Origin of the sequence: Streptomyces candidus (assembly GCF_014207445.1) — a bacterium.
Lineage (GTDB): Bacteria > Actinomycetota > Actinomycetes > Streptomycetales > Streptomycetaceae > Streptomyces > Streptomyces candidus.
This window is the reverse complement of sequence record NZ_JACHEM010000001.1, coordinates 163,231-181,013: the sequence shown is the minus strand read 5'-3', so window position 1 is coordinate 181,013 and position 17,783 is coordinate 163,231. Positions and strand designations below refer to the sequence as shown.

The 17,783-nt window shown below is 72.5% G+C and carries 14 protein-coding genes; 5 read left to right on the top strand and 9 right to left on the bottom strand.

The features are described from left to right. Positions 1 to 43: 43 nt before the first annotated feature. The 5 genes from HNQ79_RS00755 to HNQ79_RS00735 form a co-directional block, all read right to left on the bottom strand. Entirely contained in the window at positions 44 to 1,759 is a 1,716-nt protein-coding gene (locus HNQ79_RS00755) for a serine/threonine-protein kinase (RefSeq protein ID WP_185025676.1), read from the bottom strand. Positions 1,760 to 1,764: 5 nt separating this feature from the next. Continuing rightward, positions 1,765 to 3,453 (bottom strand): alkaline phosphatase D family protein, encoded by a 1,689-nt coding sequence (locus HNQ79_RS00750; RefSeq protein WP_185025674.1) that lies wholly within the window; start codon positions 3,451 to 3,453, stop codon positions 1,765 to 1,767. Positions 3,454 to 3,560: 107 nt separating this feature from the next. Further along, positions 3,561 to 4,373: a thioredoxin domain-containing protein gene (locus HNQ79_RS00745; RefSeq protein ID WP_185025672.1), complete on the bottom strand. Its 813-nt coding sequence runs from the start codon at positions 4,371 to 4,373 to the stop codon at positions 3,561 to 3,563. A gap of 71 nt (positions 4,374 to 4,444) precedes the next feature. After that, positions 4,445 to 5,140: a hypothetical protein gene (locus HNQ79_RS00740; RefSeq protein WP_185025670.1), complete on the bottom strand. Its 696-nt coding sequence runs from the start codon at positions 5,138 to 5,140 to the stop codon at positions 4,445 to 4,447. A gap of 43 nt (positions 5,141 to 5,183) precedes the next feature. After that, complete coding sequence (locus tag HNQ79_RS00735; protein ID WP_185026517.1) at positions 5,184 to 6,509, bottom strand: DUF2252 domain-containing protein; 1,326 nt, start codon at positions 6,507 to 6,509, stop codon at positions 5,184 to 5,186. Between the two features lie 190 nt (positions 6,510 to 6,699). On the opposite strand from HNQ79_RS00735, the gene dnaE reads away from it, so the two are divergent. Continuing rightward, positions 6,700 to 10,233: a DNA polymerase III subunit alpha gene (gene dnaE, locus HNQ79_RS00730; RefSeq protein WP_185025668.1), complete on the top strand. Its 3,534-nt coding sequence runs from the start codon at positions 6,700 to 6,702 to the stop codon at positions 10,231 to 10,233. Positions 10,234 to 10,391: 158 nt separating this feature from the next. Here the strand turns inward: dnaE and HNQ79_RS00725 are convergent, their stop codons facing one another. Beyond that, a complete protein-coding gene (locus HNQ79_RS00725) occupies positions 10,392 to 10,559 on the bottom strand; it encodes a hypothetical protein (protein ID WP_185025666.1) in 168 nt (55 codons plus the stop codon). Positions 10,560 to 10,828: 269 nt separating this feature from the next. Here HNQ79_RS00725 and HNQ79_RS00720 point away from each other — a divergent pair, with 269 nt between their 5' ends. The 4 genes from HNQ79_RS00720 (at position 10,829) to HNQ79_RS00705 (ending at position 15,083) form a co-directional block, all read left to right on the top strand. Beyond that, positions 10,829 to 12,130, top strand: coding sequence for an NYN domain-containing protein (locus HNQ79_RS00720; protein ID WP_185025663.1), 1,302 nt, complete (start codon positions 10,829 to 10,831; stop codon positions 12,128 to 12,130). 246 nt (positions 12,131 to 12,376) lie between these two features. After that, positions 12,377 to 13,363 carry an ABC transporter ATP-binding protein gene (locus tag HNQ79_RS00715; protein WP_185026515.1) on the top strand — a complete coding sequence of 329 codons (987 nt, stop codon included), beginning with the start codon at positions 12,377 to 12,379 and terminating at the stop codon, positions 13,361 to 13,363. Positions 13,364 to 13,467: 104 nt separating this feature from the next. Continuing rightward, on the top strand, positions 13,468 to 14,214 hold the full coding sequence (locus tag HNQ79_RS00710; protein WP_221507213.1) for an ABC transporter permease: 747 nt from the start codon (positions 13,468 to 13,470) through the stop codon (positions 14,212 to 14,214). A gap of 65 nt (positions 14,215 to 14,279) precedes the next feature. Beyond that, positions 14,280 to 15,083, top strand: coding sequence for an ABC transporter permease (locus HNQ79_RS00705; RefSeq protein WP_185025661.1), 804 nt, complete (start codon positions 14,280 to 14,282; stop codon positions 15,081 to 15,083). Between the two features lie 245 nt (positions 15,084 to 15,328). Here HNQ79_RS00705 and ybaK read toward each other — a convergent pair whose 3' ends face one another. From ybaK to HNQ79_RS00690, 3 genes are read right to left on the bottom strand one after another with little or no spacing between them, the layout of a single operon-like run. Next, positions 15,329 to 15,838 (bottom strand): Cys-tRNA(Pro) deacylase, encoded by a 510-nt coding sequence (gene ybaK / locus HNQ79_RS00700; protein WP_185025659.1) that lies wholly within the window; start codon positions 15,836 to 15,838, stop codon positions 15,329 to 15,331. Between the two features lie 17 nt (positions 15,839 to 15,855). Continuing rightward, positions 15,856 to 16,632 carry an LON peptidase substrate-binding domain-containing protein gene (locus HNQ79_RS00695; RefSeq protein ID WP_185025657.1) on the bottom strand — a complete coding sequence of 259 codons (777 nt, stop codon included), beginning with the start codon at positions 16,630 to 16,632 and terminating at the stop codon, positions 15,856 to 15,858. A 5-nt stretch (positions 16,633 to 16,637) separates the two neighbouring features. Next, positions 16,638 to 17,726 carry a hypothetical protein gene (locus tag HNQ79_RS00690; RefSeq protein ID WP_229923162.1) on the bottom strand — a complete coding sequence of 363 codons (1,089 nt, stop codon included), beginning with the start codon at positions 17,724 to 17,726 and terminating at the stop codon, positions 16,638 to 16,640. Between the last annotated feature and the right edge of the window lie 57 nt (positions 17,727 to 17,783).

Here is a 17,783-nt window from a genome sequence, read left to right as displayed (position 1 = left end):
GCCCGCACCGGCGCAGGGGCCGAGGACCTCGCCGCGGTGCGTCCTACGGGCGGGTGCAGCGGCCCTTCGGCCTGTTCGCGGGCGGGCCGCACAGGTAGACGCGGTCGGCCGCCTCGTGGCTGAGCCAGCGGCCGACGCACTGGTCGGCGGCCGGGCGGCCGCGGAAGGCGCAGTGCGCGAGGGCGGCACGGCCGCTCTCGAACGGGCCGGGCGCGTACACCACCCAGTAGCCGGGGCGCAGGGACGCGAAGTCGTCGCTGCGCAGCACCCGCGCCTCCGGGACCTGCCGCCGGATCGAGGCCAGGCTGCTCTCCAGCGCGGCCCGGCCCGCCGGGACCGGGGCGGAGTGCAGCTGGGCGATCCACGCGTCGGCCGGACCGGCCGACGGCGCGGGCCTGCTGGGCGGGCGCTCCGGGGCCCGCGTGGGGGCGGCGGCCGTCCGGGACGTGGCCGCCGCCGGGTTCGAGGCGGACGCCCCGGACGAGGGGGAAGTGGCGGACGCGGGGAGGGGCGGGGCGGGGACGCCGGAGCCGCCGCCCGTCGCGGCGGAGGCGCCCGTGGTGGTGGAAGCGTCGGTGCGCGGCCCCGGCTCCTGCTGCCTGGCCAGTACGTACGTGCCCGCCGCGACCAGCGCCAGGGCGAGGACCGCACCCGCGACGGTCAGCGCCCGGTGCCGTCGCCGCCCGGCGGGCGGCCCGTGACCGTGGGAGGGGGCGGTGGTGGCGCTCGGGAGGGGTCCAGGGCCCAACGTGGGCGCGTACGGGGACGGAACGGGCGGTGGCCGCATGCCGTCCCGTGCCGTCGGCGTCACCGGCCCCGCCCCGGCGCCCGCCCCGGCGTCGGGCCGGCGCCCCGCCTCCACGTCCGCCAGCAGAGCGTCCAGCCGTGCCCCGTCGGGGCGAGCGGCCGGGTCGCGGACCAGGAGCGCGGCCAGCACGGGGCCGAGCGGCCCGGCCAGCCGCGGCGGCGGAACCGGATCGTCCAGTACGGCGGCCAGAGTGGCCAGGGTGCTGCCGCGCCGCATCGGACTGAGGCCCTCCACCGCGACGTACAGCAGCATCCCCAGCGACCACAGGTCGCTGGACGCGGAGTCGTCCGCGCCGCGGACGCGTTCGGGGGCGATGTACTCGGGCGAGCCGATGAACTCGCCCGTCACGGTCAGCGGGGAGGCGTCGACGAGGGCGGCGATGCCGAAGTCGGTGAGGACGGCCGTGCCGTCCGGCCGGAGCATGACGTTCGCCGGCTTCACGTCCCGGTGGTGGATCCCGGCCGCGTGCGCGGCGCGCAGCCCGGCCAGGACCTGGCGGCCGAGCCGGGCCGCCTCCCGGTAGGCCAGCGGCCCGCTCTCCAGGCGCTGGTGCAGCGACCGGCCGGGCAGCAGCTCCATCACGAGCCAGGGGCTGGGCCCGCCCGTGCCGATATCCGGGTCCGCGCCGCCCACGATGTGGTGGATCGTCACCACGTTCGGGTGGTTGATCCGGGCCAGCGCACGGGCCTCCCGCAGCACCCGCATCCGCAGGTTGCGCGAGGCCGTCGGGTCGGCGGCGGCGAGGGCCGGGTCGGGGGGCCGCACCTCCTTGAGCGCGACCTCGCGGTGCAGCGCCAGGTCGCGGGCCCGCCACACGGAGCCCATGCCGCCCCTGCCGAGCAGCTCCAGCAGCTCGAACCGGCCGTCGACGATCCGCCGCCCGGCCTCCTCGCCGCTGCCGCCGCTGTCCCTGTTGCCGCCCGTGCCGTCCCGGCCCTCGCCCCCGTTCATGCGGATCAGCGTACGGGCTGGTACACGCGCTCCACCCGCTGCGTACCCGAACGGGTCCGGTAGGACCTGATCCACGAACTGGTCGCGTCCCTGCGGGTCTTGTCGGATATCGCGTAGTAGTCCATCTGCGTGTGCCCGGCGGTGACGTTCAGGACGCCGTAGCCGTGCGAGTCCATGTCCAGCCACTTCACGTGCCGGTTGGCGGCCCTGACGGCGGTCGCGGCGGCGAGCGAGACGGTGTGCGGGGCGACGCGCAGCATGTCGTCGAGGTTGTCGGAGGTCACGGAGGTGACGACGAACTCGACGCCCGCCGAACCCGAGAGCGGGTAGGTGGCGGCCTTCACCGGGAGGTCGTTGGCCCAGGACATGTGGATGTCGCCGGTGAGGAAGACGGTGTTGCGGACGCCCTTGCCGGTGAGGTGGCCGATGAGTTCCTTGCGGTCGTCGGTGTAGCCGTCCCACTGGTCGGTGTTGATCGCCAGACCCTCCCGGGGCAGGCCCACCAGCTCCGCCATCGGCTTGAGGAGGTGGGCGGGGAGCGAGCCGAAGGCCACCGGCGAGATCATCACCGAGGTGCCGACCAGTTTCCAGGCGGCGTCGGAGGAGGCCAGGTGTCCCTTCAGCCAGTCGAGCTGGGCCCGGCCGGTGAGCGTGCGGTCCGGGTCGTCCACGGCGCCGCTGCCGACCGGGACCTGCTGCGAGCGGAAGGCGCGCAGGTCCAGCAGGAGCAGGTCGGCGAGCCTGCCCCAGCGCAGCCGGCGGTAGACGGTGCCCTCGGTGGAGGCGCGCACCGGCATCCACTCGAAGTAGGCCTGCTTGGCGGCGGCCACGCGCTCCGCCCAGTCGCCCTCGGCGCCCGGGGTGTGGTTCTCCGCGCCGCCCGACCAGGCGTCGTTGGCGAACTCGTGGTCGTCCCAGATGGCGACGACCGGGTGCCGGTGGTGCAGGGCCTGGAGGTCGGGGTCCGTCCTGTACGTGCCGTGCCGGGCGCGGTAGTCGGCGAGCGTGACGATCTCGTGCTTCGGCTCGTGCTGCCGTACGGCGTACTGGGGCTCGGGGTACTGGCCGGCCCCGTACTCGTAGAGGTAGTCGCCCAGGTGCAGGACCGCGTCCAGGTCGGAGCGGGCCGCCAGGTGCCGGTAGGCGGAGAAGAAGCCGGACTCCCAGTTGGCGCAGGACACCATGCCGAAGCGGACGCCCTCCGTCGCCGAGTCGGCGGCGGGCGTGGTGCGGGTGCGGCCCGCCGGTGAGCGGACGTCGCCGCAGGAGAAGCGGAACCAGTAGGCGCTCTCCGGGCGCAGGCCCCTGACGTCGACCTTGACGGTGTGGTCGGTCGCGGCGCTCGCGGTCGTCGTTCCCCGGGCGACGACACGGGCGAAGTCCCGGTCCTCCGCGACCTCCCAGCCGACCGCGGTGTCCGGCCCCTGGCCGGAGCCGGGCACCGCCTCGAGTACGGGGGTGACGCGGGTCCAGAGCAGGACGCCGTCGGGCAGCGGATCGCCGGAGGCGACACCGTGGAGGAACGCGGACGCCTGTGCGGTCGCCCCCGAGGCGACCGCGGCGGCCGGAGCGGCCGCGCCGCCCACGAGGACGGGGACCGCGGCGGTGGCGGCGACGGCTCTGAGAGCGGTGCGGCGGGACGGGGTCCGGGTCGCGGAGGGGACACCCGTGGCAGGAGAGGTTCGACTGGTCACGGCCGATCACACTACTGATCGGTAGGTCGTACGGGTGGACGAACGGGGAAAGTTCGTCCACCCGTCGGCCGGGCGATGCCCCGACGTGCCCGCGAGGTGAGGGAGCGTCAGGCCTTGAGGGCCTTCTCCATCGCCGCCTGGAAGTCCGCCGGGGCCATCGGCGCGGCCTCGGTGCCCTCCTTGACGACGGTCTTGCCGTCCATCTTCAGCGTCGGCGTGCCCTTGATCCCGCTGTCGTCGAACTTGTCCGACATCTTCAGCGCCCACGCGTCGTACGTGCCGCCCTTGACCGCGTCCTGGAACTTCTTGTTGCCCTTGAGGGCGGGGATCTGGTCGGCCACCTTGATCAGGTAGTTGTCGTCGGCGAACTTGTCCTCGCGCTCGTCCGGGTGGTTGTTCTGCGCGTACAGCGCGCCCTTGAGGGAGAGGAAGGCCTCGGGGCTCACGTTCAGGGCCGCACCCAGGGCGCTGGTGGCGTTCTTGGAGCCCTCGCCGCCCGCCATGTTGTCGATGAACGTGGCGCCGATGTACTGGACCTTGTACTTGCCGGCCTCGACGTCCTTCTTGATCTGCTCGCCGTTCGCCTGCTCGAAGGCGGCGCAGCTCGGGCAGCGCGGGTCCTCGTACAGCTCCAGCGTCTTCTTCGCGTCGGCCTTGCCGACGACGACCGTGGTGCCGTTCTCGCCGGAGCTGTTGGCGGGCTTGGTCACCGGGGCTTCCTTGGCCGCTTCCCAGGCCTTCGGCTTGTTCGCCTGGATGACGCCGTAGCCGACACCGCCGGCGATCGCGAGGACGGCGACGACCGACCCGGCGACGACCAGCTGCCGCTTGGTTTTGTCCTTCTTCGCCTGGCGCTCGCGCTCGATGCGCAGCCGCTCGCGGGCCGCCTGCTTGTTCGCCTGGTTGTTGCGTGCGCTCATGATCGTTCCAACTCCGTGATTACTGGACTGCCGTGCGGGGACTGGCCCGGCCGGGGTCGGCGACCCGGGGCTCAGGCGGCGGGGGCGAACGCGGCGGCGGGCGGCCCGCGCCTGCCCACGCAGTGCACCAGCAGCCGTGAGCGCAGCAGCAACCCGGCCGCGTTCCGGCGCCCGGCCGGCCGCGCGGGTTCCGGTACGGGCGGAGCACCGGCCGTGGACGCCACCGCGAGCAGCAACGGCCCCAGGGCGGACACCGCGGCCGTCCGGAGGAGCCCTGCCAGCGCCGCCTCGCCCCGCCGCAGCCACAGCGCGGCCAGCAGCCCGGTCGCCACGTGCGCCCCGAGCAGCAGCCAGGGCAGCGTGGGGTCGGGGGAGGCCAGCAGGGCGGTGAGGTCCTCGCGGGGACCGGTGTGGACGAAGGGGGCGGCGAGCGGCGTGCCGGCGCAGAGCACATCGAGGCCGAAGGTGCGCAGCGCGCCGGCGACGGGCCCGCCGGACGGCCCGTAACAGACGTGCTGCCCGGCGGTGAAGAGGGTGTCCGCCGCCAGCTCCAGCGGCACCAGCAGGGCGGCGATGCGGCCGAAGCCGCGCTCGCGTCCCGCCAGCGCGTACGCGAGGGCGAACACGGCGGCACCGACGACCGCGACCGTGACCGGGGGCAGCGGAGCTCCGGACAGCAGCACGTGCGAACCCACGGACAGCGTCACGAGAAGTGCCGTGAAGAGTGCTGCCCGCAAGGTTCTCAGCGGAGTCCTGGATATGCCCATCGCAGTGAGTGTGCCACGGCCGCCCGCAAGGGACGTCGCAGCGCTAGAGACCTGTGATCCGACCGTTGCGGAACAGGTCCACGAAGATCTGGTGGTCGCGCCGCGCCCGCGCCCCGTAGCTGTGGGCGAAGTCCACCAGGAGATCGCCGAAGCCCTCCTCGTCGGCCGCGATGGCCGCGTCGATGGCGCGTTCGGTGGAGAACGGGACCAGCGAGTGGCCGCTCTCGTCGTCGGCCGCGGAGTGCATGGTGGCGGTCGCCCGGCCGAGGTCGGCGACGACGGCCGCGATCTCGTCCGGCTCGTCGATGTCCGCCCAGTCCAGGTCGACGGCGTACGGCGACACCTCGGCCACCAGCTGGCCCTGGCCGTCCAGCTCGGTCCAGCCCAGCCACGGATCGGCGTTCACCTGGAGGGCGCGCTGGGAGATGACCGTGCGGTGGCCCTCGTGCTGGAAGTAGTCGCGGACGGCGCGGTCGGTGATGTGCCGGGAGACCGCGGGGGTCTGGCCCTGCTTCATGTAGATGATCACGTCGTTCTCCAGGGCGTCGCTGTTGCCCTCCAGGAGGATGTTGTACGAGGGCAGCCCGGCGGAGCCGATGCCGATGCCGCGCCGTCCCACGACGTCCTTGACGCGGTAGGAGTCGGGGCGGGTCAGCGAGGACTCGGGCAGCGTCTCCAGGTAGCCGTCGAAAGCGGCGAGGACCTTGTAGCGGGTGGCGGCGTCGAGGTCGACGGTCCCGCCGCCGGCCGCGAAACGCCGCTCGAAGTCGCGGATCTCGGTCATCGAGTCCAGCAGGCCGAACCGGGTCAGCGAGCGGGCGTCGCGCAGCGCCCCGAGCAGCGCGCCCTCGGCGGTGTCGAGGGTGAAGGGCGGCACCTCGTCGTTCTTGGCGCCGGTGGCGAGCTGGTGGATGCGCTCGCGGTAGGCGGCGGCGAAGACCCGTACGAGATCGGTGATCTGGTCGTCGCCGAGCGCCTTCTGGTAGCCGATCAGCGCGACGGAGGCGGCGAACCTCTTGAGGTCCCACAGGAACGGGCCGACGTACGCCTCGTCGAAGTCGTTGACGTTGAAGATCAGACGGCCCTCGGCGTCCATGTACGTGCCGAAGTTCTCGGCGTGCAGGTCGCCGTGGATCCACACCCGGGAGGTCCGCTCGTCCAGGTAGGGGCCGGTGTGCTCCTCGCGCTCCTGGTCGGCGTAGAACAGGGAGGCGGTGCCCCGGTAGAAGGCGAACGCGGAGGCCGCCATCTTGCGGAACTTGACGCGGAACGCGGCCGGATCGGCGGCCAGCAGCTGCCCGAAAGCGGTGTCGAACACGGCGAGAATCTGCTCGCCGCGCTGGGCGGCTTCTGTCTGCGGAACCGACATCGCCGGGGCCTCCTGGTGCATGACGCGACTGTGCGTGCGGGACAAGTGGGACAGGTCTGCTGACCGGTTCAACGCACGACCGTACCGCTGAGTGCCCGGGGGTCTGTCGGTCCTCCGAAGTAGACTTCCAGCCTGCCCGATCCACTCGTTCCCCGCCCCGTCACCGACCGCAGCACCGGAGGCCCCCGCCGTGACCAAGCCGCCCTTTACGCACCTCCACGTCCACACCCAGTACTCGCTGCTGGACGGTGCCGCGCGGCTGAAGGACATGTTCCAGGCATGCAACGAGATGGGCATGACGCACATCGCGATGTCCGACCACGGCAACCTGCACGGCGCGTACGACTTCTTCCACTCCGCGCAGAAGGCGGGCGTCACCCCGATCATCGGCATCGAGGCGTACGTCGCCCCGGAGTCCCGGCGCAACAAGCGCAAGATCCAGTGGGGCCAGCCGCACCAGAAGCGCGACGACGTCTCGGGTTCCGGCGGTTACACCCACAAGACGATCTGGGCGGCGAACAAGACCGGGCTGCACAACCTCTTCCGGCTGTCCTCCGACGCGTACGCCGAGGGCTGGCTCCAGAAGTGGCCGCGGATGGACCGCGAGACCATCTCGCAGTGGTCCGAGGGCCTGATCGCCTCCACCGGCTGCCCCTCCGGCGAGCTCCAGACCCGGCTGCGCCTGGGCCAGTACGAGGAGGCCAGACAGGCCGCCTCCGACTACCAGGACATCTTCGGCAAGGACCGGTACTTCCTGGAACTGATGGACCACGGCATCGAGATCGAGCGCCGGGTCCGCGACGACCTGGTCAGAATCGGCAAGGAACTGGGCATTCCGCCGCTGGTCACCAACGACTCGCACTACACGTACGCGCACGAGGCGACCGCGCACGACGCCCTGCTGTGCATCCAGACCGGCAAGAACCTCTCCGACCCGGACCGCTTCCGCTTCGACGGCACCGGCTACTACCTCAAGACGACCGACGAGATGTACGCCATCGACTCCTCGGACGCCTGGCAGGAGGGCTGCCGCAACACGCTGCTGGTCGCCGAGCAGATCGACACCACCGGCATGTTCGAGAAGCGCGACCTGATGCCGAAGTTCGACATCCCCGACGGCTTCACCGAGGTCACCTGGTTCCAGGAGGAGGTCCGCCGCGGCATGGCCCGCCGCTACCCCGGCGGTGTCCCCGAGGACCGGCAGAAGCAGGCCGAGTACGAGATGGACATCATCATCCAGATGGGGTTCCCGGGGTACTTCCTGGTCGTCGCCGACTTCATCATGTGGGCCAAGAACAACGGCATCGCGGTCGGTCCCGGCCGGGGCTCGGCGGCCGGCTCGATCGTCGCGTACGCCATGGGCATCACCGACCTCGACCCGATCACCCACGGCCTGATCTTCGAGCGCTTCCTCAACCCCGAGCGCGTCTCGATGCCCGACGTCGACATCGACTTCGACGAGCGCAGGCGCGTCGAGGTCATCCGGTACGTGACGGAGAAGTACGGCGCCGACAAGGTCGCCATGATCGGCACGTACGGAAAGATCAAGGCGAAGAACGCCATCAAGGACTCCGCGCGCGTCCTGGGCTACCCGTACGCGATGGGCGACCGGCTCACCAAGGCCATGCCCGCCGACGTCCTCGGCAAGGGCATCGACCTCTCCGGCATCACCGACCCCAAGCACCCGCGCTACAGCGAGGCCGGCGAGATCCGGGGGATGTACGAAAACGAGCCGGACGTGAAGAAGGTCATCGACACCGCGAAGGGCGTCGAGGGCCTGGTACGGCAGATGGGCGTGCACGCGGCCGGCGTGATCATGTCCAGCGAGCCCATCGTCGACCACGCCCCGATCTGGGTGCGGCACACCGACGGCGTCACCATCACGCAGTGGGACTACCCACAGTGCGAGTCGCTCGGCCTGCTGAAGATGGACTTCCTGGGCCTGCGCAACCTCACCATCATGGACGACGCCGTCAAGATGGTGAAGGCGAACAAGGGCATCGACCTGGAGATGCTCTCCCTGCCGCTCGACGACCCGAAGACCTTCGAACTGCTCTGCCGCGGCGACACGCTCGGCGTCTTCCAGTTCGACGGCGGCCCCATGCGCTCGCTGCTCCGCCAGATGCAGCCCGACAACTTCGAGGACATCTCCGCCGTCTCGGCCCTGTACCGGCCGGGCCCGATGGGCATGAACTCCCACACCAACTACGCGGAGCGCAAGAACGGCCGCCAGGAGATCACGCCGATCCACCCGGAGCTCGAAGAGCCCCTGAAGGAGACGCTCGGCCTGACCTACGGCCTCATCGTGTACCAGGAGCAGGTGCAGAAGGCCGCCCAGATCATCGCCGGGTACTCGCTCGGCGAGGCCGACATCCTGCGCCGCGTGATGGGCAAGAAGAAGCCCGAGGAACTGGCGAAGAACTTCGTCCTCTTCCAGGAGGGCGCGAAGAAGAACGGCTACTCCGACGCCGCGATCCAGGCCCTGTGGGACGTGCTGGTCCCCTTCGCCGGATACGCGTTCAACAAGGCGCACTCCTCCGCTTACGGGCTGGTCACCTACTGGACCGCCTACCTCAAGGCGAACTACCCCGCCGAGTACATGGCAGCCCTGCTGACCTCGGTGAAGGACGACAAGGACAAGTCTGCCGTCTACCTCAACGAGTGCCGCCGCATGGGCATCAAGGTGCTGCCGCCCAACGTCAACGAGTCCGAGTCGAACTTCGCCGCCCAGGGCGACGACGTGATCCTCTTCGGCCTCACCGCCGTCCGCAACGTCGGCCAGAACGTCGTCGACTCGATCATCCGATGCCGCAAGGCCAAGGGGAAGTACAGCTCCTTCCCCGACTTCCTCGACAAGGTCGAGGCCGTGGTCTGCAACAAGCGCACCGTGGAATCCCTCATCAAGGCGGGCGCCTTCGACGAGCTGGGGCACACCCGCAAGGGACTCGTCGCCCACCACGAACCGATGATCGACAACGTGGTGCAGGTCAAGCGCAAGGAGGCCGAAGGACAGTTCGACCTCTTCGGCGGCGAGGAGGACAGCAGCGAGCCCGGCTTCGGACTCGACGTCGAGTTCTCGGACGTCGAATGGGAAAAGGCGTACCTTCTCGCGCAGGAACGCGAGATGCTCGGCCTGTACGTGTCCGACCACCCGCTCTTCGGCCTGGAACACGTCCTGTCCGACAAGGCCGACGCGGCGATCTCCCAGCTCACCGGCGGCGACTACCCGGACGGCGCGGTCGTCACCGTCGGCGGCATCATCTCCGGCCTCCAGCGCAAGATGACCAAGCAGGGCAACGCCTGGGCCATCGCCACGGTCGAGGACCTGGCGGGCTCCCTGGAGTGCATGTTCTTCCCGGCGACCTACCAGCTCGTCTCCACCCAGCTCGTCGAGGACACCGTCGTGTTCGTGAAGGGGCGGCTCGACAAGCGCGAGGACGTGCCGCGTCTGGTCGCGATGGAGATGCAGGTCCCCGACCTGTCACACGCCGGGACCAACGCCCCGGTGGTGCTGACCATCCCGACCGTCAAGGTCACCCCGCCGATGGTCAGCAAGCTCGGCGAGATCCTGCAGAGCCACCGCGGCAACACGGAGGTACGGATCAAGCTGCAGGGGGCGCGCAGCACGACCGTGCTGCGGCTCGACCGGCACCGGGTGACGGCGGACCCCTCGCTCTTCGGCGACCTGAAGGTGCTGCTCGGCCCGAGCTGCCTGACGGGCTGACACCCTCGGCAGGCCGCACGGCGCCCGCGCGGCACATCGGACCGCCGCGGACCGCACGACGCCCGCGCAGGGCACAGGACGAATCCGCGCGGGGCACAGAACGAAGGAGAGGCGCGCCCCCGTGCACAGGGGCGCGCCTCTCGCGTTAAAACCATGGATCAGTTGTGGCCGAAACGCTTCTGGTGCTTGCGGGCCACATCCGCGGGGCTGCCCTGCGGAGGGGACTGCACCTGCGACTCGGTGTCGAAGGAGCCGCTCTTCTCCGCCTGCTGCGAGGCGCGGTCCTGCGGGCTGCTCTGCTTGCGCGAATTCTTGTTCTTGGCCATCGAATGCCTCCTGAAAGGGCTCGGTGCCAGGGCCGGGATCAGACTCACACAGCGGGGCAGACCGCGCATTTTGGATCATCACGGTACGTAAGGGACGGCCATCGGGGCTAACTTCCCGGGAACTTCGCTCCCCGCCACGCCGATGATCGAGTTCCGGCCGTTAAGCCCTTCGAGGTCGGGCAGACTCGATGAAAACCCGTACGTCTCCCGATCCGTGTCCTTTGTTTTCGCGTACTTCGAAAGTATTTCTTCCGAGGTTCAGAAAGAGGGTGGAACGCGTGGACCGTTGCGTCGTCCTGGTGGACGCCGGCTATCTGCTGGGCGCCGCCGCGAGTCTGCTGGCCGGAGAGCCGGCCCGCTCGCGCATCACCGTCGATCACGCCGCCCTCATCCAGGGTCTGCGCGAGCGGGCCGAAGCCGACACCCAGCAGCCGCTGCTGCGCATCTACTGGTTCGACGGCGCCCCCGACCGCGTGCCGCAGCCCGAGCACCGCAGGCTGCGCGTCATGCCCCGGGTGACCGTACGGCTGGGGGCGCTGACCCGCAGCGACGGCCGCTGGGCGCAGAAGGGCGTGGACGCGGCCATGCACGCCGAACTGACCGAACTGGCCAGAAATCGCGCCTGCTCCGACATCGTCCTGGTCACCGGGGACGGCGATCTGCTCCCCGGGCTGATGTCCGCGAAGGAGCACGGCGTCGCCGTGCACCTGTGGGCGGTACAGGCCGCCGACGGAGACTACAACCAGTCCGAGGACCTGGTCGCGGAGGCCGACGAACGCCGCGTCCTGGACCGGGTGTGGATCACCAGGGCCGTACGCGCCAAGGAGTACGGCGGCAACTGCGCCCCCCCGCCCGCGCCCCGCCCCGAGATCGCCGCCATCCTCTCCGCCCCGCTGCCGGAGTCCGCGCTCGCCGCACAGGCGGAGGCACAGGCCCGGGAGACCGCGGCCCGCGCCGATGCGCAGGCCGCGGCCCGCAACGGGGACAGCGCCCCCGCGGCGCCCTCCCGCAACGGCTCCCAGGCCCCCGCCGCCGGTACGGTCAAGGGCGTTCCGACGCCGAAGGACCTGGCCGGGCTGCGCGGTCCGGGCAGCCATCCCGCCCCGCACCCGCAGCACCCCCAGACCCCGCCCCCGGCCGGCGCCACCCTGCGCTGGTCCTCCGACCGGGGCTGGGTCGAGCGCCCCGGCGGTTCCTCCGTCGGCGAGCCGCCCGAGACGGCCTCGCTGCCCACCCTCGCCCAGCTCACCAGTGCGGAGCAGCGCTGGGCGGACCGCGAGGAGGACATCACCACGGTCGGCGGCGACCCCTTCGAGGTCGGCCAGGTCTTCGCCCGGCGCTGGATGGAACGCCTCCCGGAGCCGGGCCACACCCAGAAGCTGTCGACGATGTACCCGCGCATCCCGCACCGCATCGACGGCGAGCTCCTGCGGTACGCGGCCCGCTTCGGACTCCTCGCCCACAAGGACGACCAGATCGACGAGCACGACCGGTACGCGATCAGGGCCGGCTTCTGGCGCGAGATCGACGTCCGGGCGGCGGCGGAACACGCCACGGCGTCGTCGGACTGAACCACCCGGGCGGCCGTGCGCGCACGGACCGCGCCAGAACCGCCGCGCCGCCGCGGCCCGTTCCCCGGCCCGCCCCCCGCGGACGTTCCGGGGCGCCCCGCCCGTACGCCCGCGGAGGGACCCGGCGCACCCCGCACGGCCCGGGACCACGTAGGCTCGTGGCTCGTGAGTACGGGCACAGCAGCGGCTGAAGCGGGTCCGGTGGGCACCGCCCCGGCCCCCCACGACGGACGGGCCGGCTCCGTCGTGTGCGCGGTCGAGAACCTCCTCAAGGTGTACCCCCCGGCCCGCGCCCGGCGCGGCGCGCCCGCGGTACCCGAGGTACGGGCCAGCGACGGCATCTCCCTGACCGTCCGGCGCGGCGAGATCTTCGGCCTGCTCGGCCCCAACGGCGCCGGCAAGACCACTCTCGTCCGGCAGCTCACCGGTCTGATGCGCCCGGACGCCGGCCGCGTCGACGTGCTCGGCCACGACCTCGTGCGCCACCCCGAGCGGGCCTCGCGCCTCCTCGCCTACCTCGGGCAGGAGAGCACCGCCCTCGACGAGCTGACGGTGTCACTGGCCGTCGAGACGACGGGCCGGCTGCGCGGGCTCGCCGCGAGGGACGCGCGGAGCGAGCGGGACGACGTACTCGAAGAACTCGGGCTGACCGCGATCGCCGGAAAGCCCCTGAAGAAACTGTCCGGCGGGCAACGACGGCTGGCGTGCTTCGCGACCGTGCTGGTCGGGGAGCGGCCGGTGCTCGTCCTCGACGAGCCGACGACCGGCATGGACCCGGTCGCCCGGCGCGCGGTGTGGTCGGCCGTCGACCGGCGGCGGGCCGAACGCGGCGCCACCGTCCTGCTCGTCACGCACAACGTCATCGAGGCGGAGACCGTCCTGGACCGGGTCGCCGTCCTGGAGCGCGGGCGGGTCATCGCCTGCGACACCCCCGCCGGGCTCAAGGCGCGGGTCGCCGACGAGGTACGGGTGGAACTTGTGTGGCGGGAACGGGCCCCGCTCGACGTGCCCGAAGTGGCCGCGCTGCGCGGCCTCGGGGCGGACCGGGTGCAGGAGTCCGGCAGGCGCTGGACGCTCCGGCTCGCCCCGGACGAGGCGCGGGCCGCGGTCGCCGCGGTCACCGGAGGCGCGGCCTTCGCCGCCCTCGACGACTTCACGCTGGCCACCCCGAGCCTGGAGGACGTCTACCTCGCGCTCGGCGGCGGGCGCACGGAAGGACTGGTCAAGGCGTGAGCGCGGTGTCTGAGATCGAGGCGGGGACGGGTATCGGTACGGATGCGACGGAGGCTGCGACAACGCCGAGCGCCGCATCGCCCGCCCCGTGCGAGGCGGCGGAGCTGGCTCCCCGCGCGCGGTTCCTGCCCTCGCTGGCCGCCGTGTACCGGGCGCAGCTGTCGCGGGCGCGGGTGGCGCGGATCCCGCTGCTGTTCGTGGCGACCTTCCAGTCCGTCGGCATCATGATCCTGATGCGCGGGGTCGTGGACGGCGGCAACGAGGCGCGGGCCGTGGTGGCCGGGTCCAGCGTGCTCGTCGTCGCCTTCGTGGCGCTGAACCTCCTCGCCCAGTACTTCGGGCAGCTCCGGGCGAGCGGCGGGCTCGACCACTACGCGACGCTGCCGGTGCCGCCCGCGTCCGTCGTACTGGGCGCGGCAGCGGCGTACGCGTCGTTCACCGTGCCCGGGACGCTCGTGACGGCGGGTGTCGGATGCGCGCTGTTCGGGCTGCCGATGGGGAACCTCTGGGTACTGGCAGCGGTGATCCCGCTGGCGGGAGCGGCCCTCGCCGGGCTCGGCGCGGCGCTCGGACTGCTCGCCCCGCGTCCCGAACTCGCGACGCTGCTGGGCCAGTTGGGCATGTCCGCGGCGTTGCTGCTGGGCGTGCTGCCGAGCGAGCGGATGCCCGCCGTGATCTCCTACGCACGGGATCTGCTCCCCTCGACGTACGGAGTGGAGGCCTTCGCCCGCACCTTCGACGCGCACCCCGACTGGGCGGCGGTCGTACGGGACCTCGGCGTGTGCGCCGGGGTGGGGATCGTGTCGCTGGGGGTCGCGACGTGGGCCTACCGGCGGGCCGCGGTGCGCTGAGCGGCGGATTTCCCGGAGGGCCGTCCGGTGAGGCGCGGCCCCGGCGCGCCTGGCACGATGTCAGGGTGACCGCACCTCTGACACCGCCTCACCAGCCTTCGCCCCACGACCCCTGGCAGACGTCTGCCGGGTACGGGGAGGGGACGACGCCCACGGCGCCCTCGGCCGACGGTTCCGGCGAAGGCGACCCCGACCTTGCCACGGACATCCGGCGCGCCGTGGTCGTACTGGTGGTGATGGCCGTGGCCGGGCTGGCACTGGGCCTGCTGTGGGCGTGGCTGGCGCCCAAGGTGCCGCTCGTGTCCACGGACAAGGCGGTCTTCCTCAAGGACACCGAAGGCGAGGAGGCGGCCGGGGCCGAGAGCACCTTCGTCCTGCTCGGGGTCCTTTTCGGGCTGGTCAGCGGGGCCGTCGTCTTCTGGCTGCACCGGCGGGGCGGGGTGCCGGTGGTGGTGGCGCTGCTGCTGGGCGGGCTGTTCGGGTCGTGGCTGGGGTGGATGGCCGGGGGCTGGTTCGGGCCGACGGCGGACGTGGTCGCGCACGCCAAGACGGTGGGTACCGAGGTCGTCTTCGACGCGCCGCTGAAGCTGGAGGCGAAGGGGGCGCTGCTGGCATGGCCGTTCGTGGCCGTGCTGGTGCATCTGGGGCTGACGGCGGTCTGGGGGGTGCGGGATCCGGAGCCGGCGTTCGAGTGGGGGGCGTATTACGGGGCGCCGGGAGTGCAGGCGGGGGCGGATGGTGAGGCCGGTTCCGGGTCCGGAGCTGTGGACGGGACTTCGGGCGGGGCCGGGGCTTCGGACGGGGTCGGGCGGCCTGGGGGTGGGGCGGCGCCCGGGGCCGTGTCCGGGGGAGAGGCCGGGCCCAGGTAGGGCGGGGGCGGCACGGGAGTTGCGGGGGCGTAGGGCGGGAGGGCGCACCTCCGGTGGGGGGCCGCCCCCTTGCCCGCCCGTTCCGCCCCCGGGGGGCGGCCCCGCCGCCCAAGGGGGCTGACGTAGGGCGCGGCCTCCCTGTACGCGGGGCTGTCGGGCAGCGTGCGGCCCTGTCGCCCAAGGGGGCCGACGTGGAGCGCGCCCTCCCCGCGCGCGGGGTCGCCGGGATGCGTGGGGGTGGCTGCTCAGGGGCGGCTGATGGGGGCGAGCGTGGCTCCGGTGAGGGTGGTCAGGTCGGCGGGGGCCAGTTCGACCTCCAGGCCTCGGCGGCCCGCCGAGACGCAGATGGTGGGGTGCGCGGAGGCGGACGAGTCCAGCACGGTGCGCAGGCGCTTGCGCTGGCCCAGGGGGGAGATGCCGCCCCGGACGTACCCCGTGGTGCGTTCGGCCGCCGCCGGGTCCGCCATCGTGGCGCGCTTCCCGCCCACGGCCGCCGCGAGCGCCTTCAGGTCGAGACTGCCCGCGACCGGGACGACCGCCACCGTGAGCGCGCCGTCCACGTCGGCGACGAGGGTCTTGAAGACGCGGTCCGGGGTGACGCCGAGGGCCTGTGCCGCCTCCTCGCCGTACGAGGGCGCCGCCGGGTCGTGCGCGTAGGAGTGCAGGGTATGGGGCGTCCCCGCCGCTGTCAGTGCGACCGTCGCGGGCGTCCCGCCGGACGTCTGGGCCTGCTTCTTCTTCGCGGACTTGGCCAACGTATGCACTCCTGAGGTCAGTTCGGGCAGGTGGGGGCGCGGGTCAGGGATTCCGCGGGGATGGACGGCAGGTGCCTGATCAGGGCCGACTCGGTGCGGAGGATGGTCAGCTCCTCGCGCAGCCGGGTCGCGGTGTCCGGCGCCTGGAGGAGGCGCTGGCGGGTCGGGGTGTCGAGCATGGTGGCCGCCGCCACCAGGTAGGAGACCACCGACGGCTCGTCGGGGAGGTCGGCGGAGGTGGTGAGGGTCGCCTCGCGGGCTCCGGCCAGCCGCTTCTGGTAGTTGCGGAAGGCCCGCAGCACGCCTTCGGCGAGTGCGCCCGCCTCGTCGCCCGGTTCCTCCTCCAGCTCCTCCAGCTCGGCCGTGAGGTAGGGGCCGGTCGCGTCCACGGACAGCAGCCGCACCCGCTTCGTGCCGGTGGCGAGGACCTCGAAGCTGCCGTCCTCGCGTTCGCGGATCGTCGCCGCGTCCGCGACGCAGCCGACCCGGTGGAAGGCCTGGGCGGGGTCCGCGCCGAAGCCGGCCGCGGGGCCCTTGTCCGACATCGCCGTGGGGTCGTCGGGCATGCCGGTGGCGGTACGGGCGGTCTCCCGGCCGTCGCGGATCGCGACGACGGCGAACCGGCGCGGCTCCTCGTCCTCCGGGGCGGCACCGTCCTCGCCGTCCCCGGGGGCCGACTTGAGCAGGTCGCGCATCATGGCACGGTATCGCTCCTCGAAGACGTTCAGCGGCAGCACGAGGCCCGGGAACAGAACCGAGTTCAGCGGAAAGAGGGGAAGGCGAACGGTGGTCACAGCGGTCAAGCGTAATGGCCGTCGGACCTGCTGCGGCCGGGAGTCCACCGACGGGCCTCCTCCGGCCTCGTACGGTCCGGCGCGGGCGGTGGGTCGGCGACCGCCAGGGTGCGTGCCGTCTCCCGGATTTCGAGGAAACGGCCGAGCGGGTCGTCGGTCAGGGACGCCCAGGGGAAGGAGGTCGCGTGCGGGCCGATCTGCCGGAACTCTGCCAGTGCCTCCGTCCACCGCTCCCGGCCCGCCAGCACGTATGCCAGAACGTTGCGCATCTCCGCCGCCCACGGGTCGCCCCCGTCGTACTCCGCAGACAGCGCGATCGCCAGATCGGCGGCCTTGTCGACGCGGGCGGCCAGGTCGACGGCGAGCGCCGGCGCGGCGGTACCGTCCGCGAGCAGCGCGAACGCGGCCCGCAGCGGCAGCGCCTGGATCAGCGAGCCGGGCAGCGCCTCCTCGGCGGCCTGCTCGGCGAAGTCGAAGCACTCGCGGTACGTGGAGCCCTGCGCGGCCAGGTACTTCAGGGCGGCCACATGGCAGCCGTAGTGGTGCGAGGAGCGCCGCACGGCTTGCTCCCACAGCCCCTCGAACGTGTCGTGCCCGGCCTGGGCGCCGCGGGCGTGGTCCAGGGCGATCCGCCACGGCACCGGGTCGCGGGGGGAGCCCGAGGCCGCCGCGTCGATCAGCGGGCGGGCCGGCCGCAGGCGGTCGGCCGGGGCGGGGAGATCCAGTGCCCGGCTGACCTCCAGCTCCGCCTGCACGAGGAGTGCGTCCGGGTTGTGCGGGGCGGCCAGCAGCCAGTCGGTGAGCCAGTCCTGGCGGTGGTGGGCGAAGGTGGCCAGACGCAGCGTGTAGCGGTCGCGGTCCTCCCACTCGGCGCGCTCGCGGGTGGCGGCGAGGAGTTCCGAGGCGGGGGTGTACGAGCCGTGGGCGGCGGCGACCAGAGCGGGGGCGATCCGGTCGTCGGGGGCGTCGAGCAGCAGGTCGTCGCCGAACGCCGCCCGGTCGCCGGGCGACGGGGCGGCGACGGCGTGCGCGGCGCGCTGGGGAGAGCGGCGGGCCAGGCGGGCGGAGCTCAGCAGCGCGCGAAGGAATGACATGGTTCAACCATTGAAAACCGCAGGTGAGGGGCTTGCTAGGGGTGGGGTGTGAAGCTT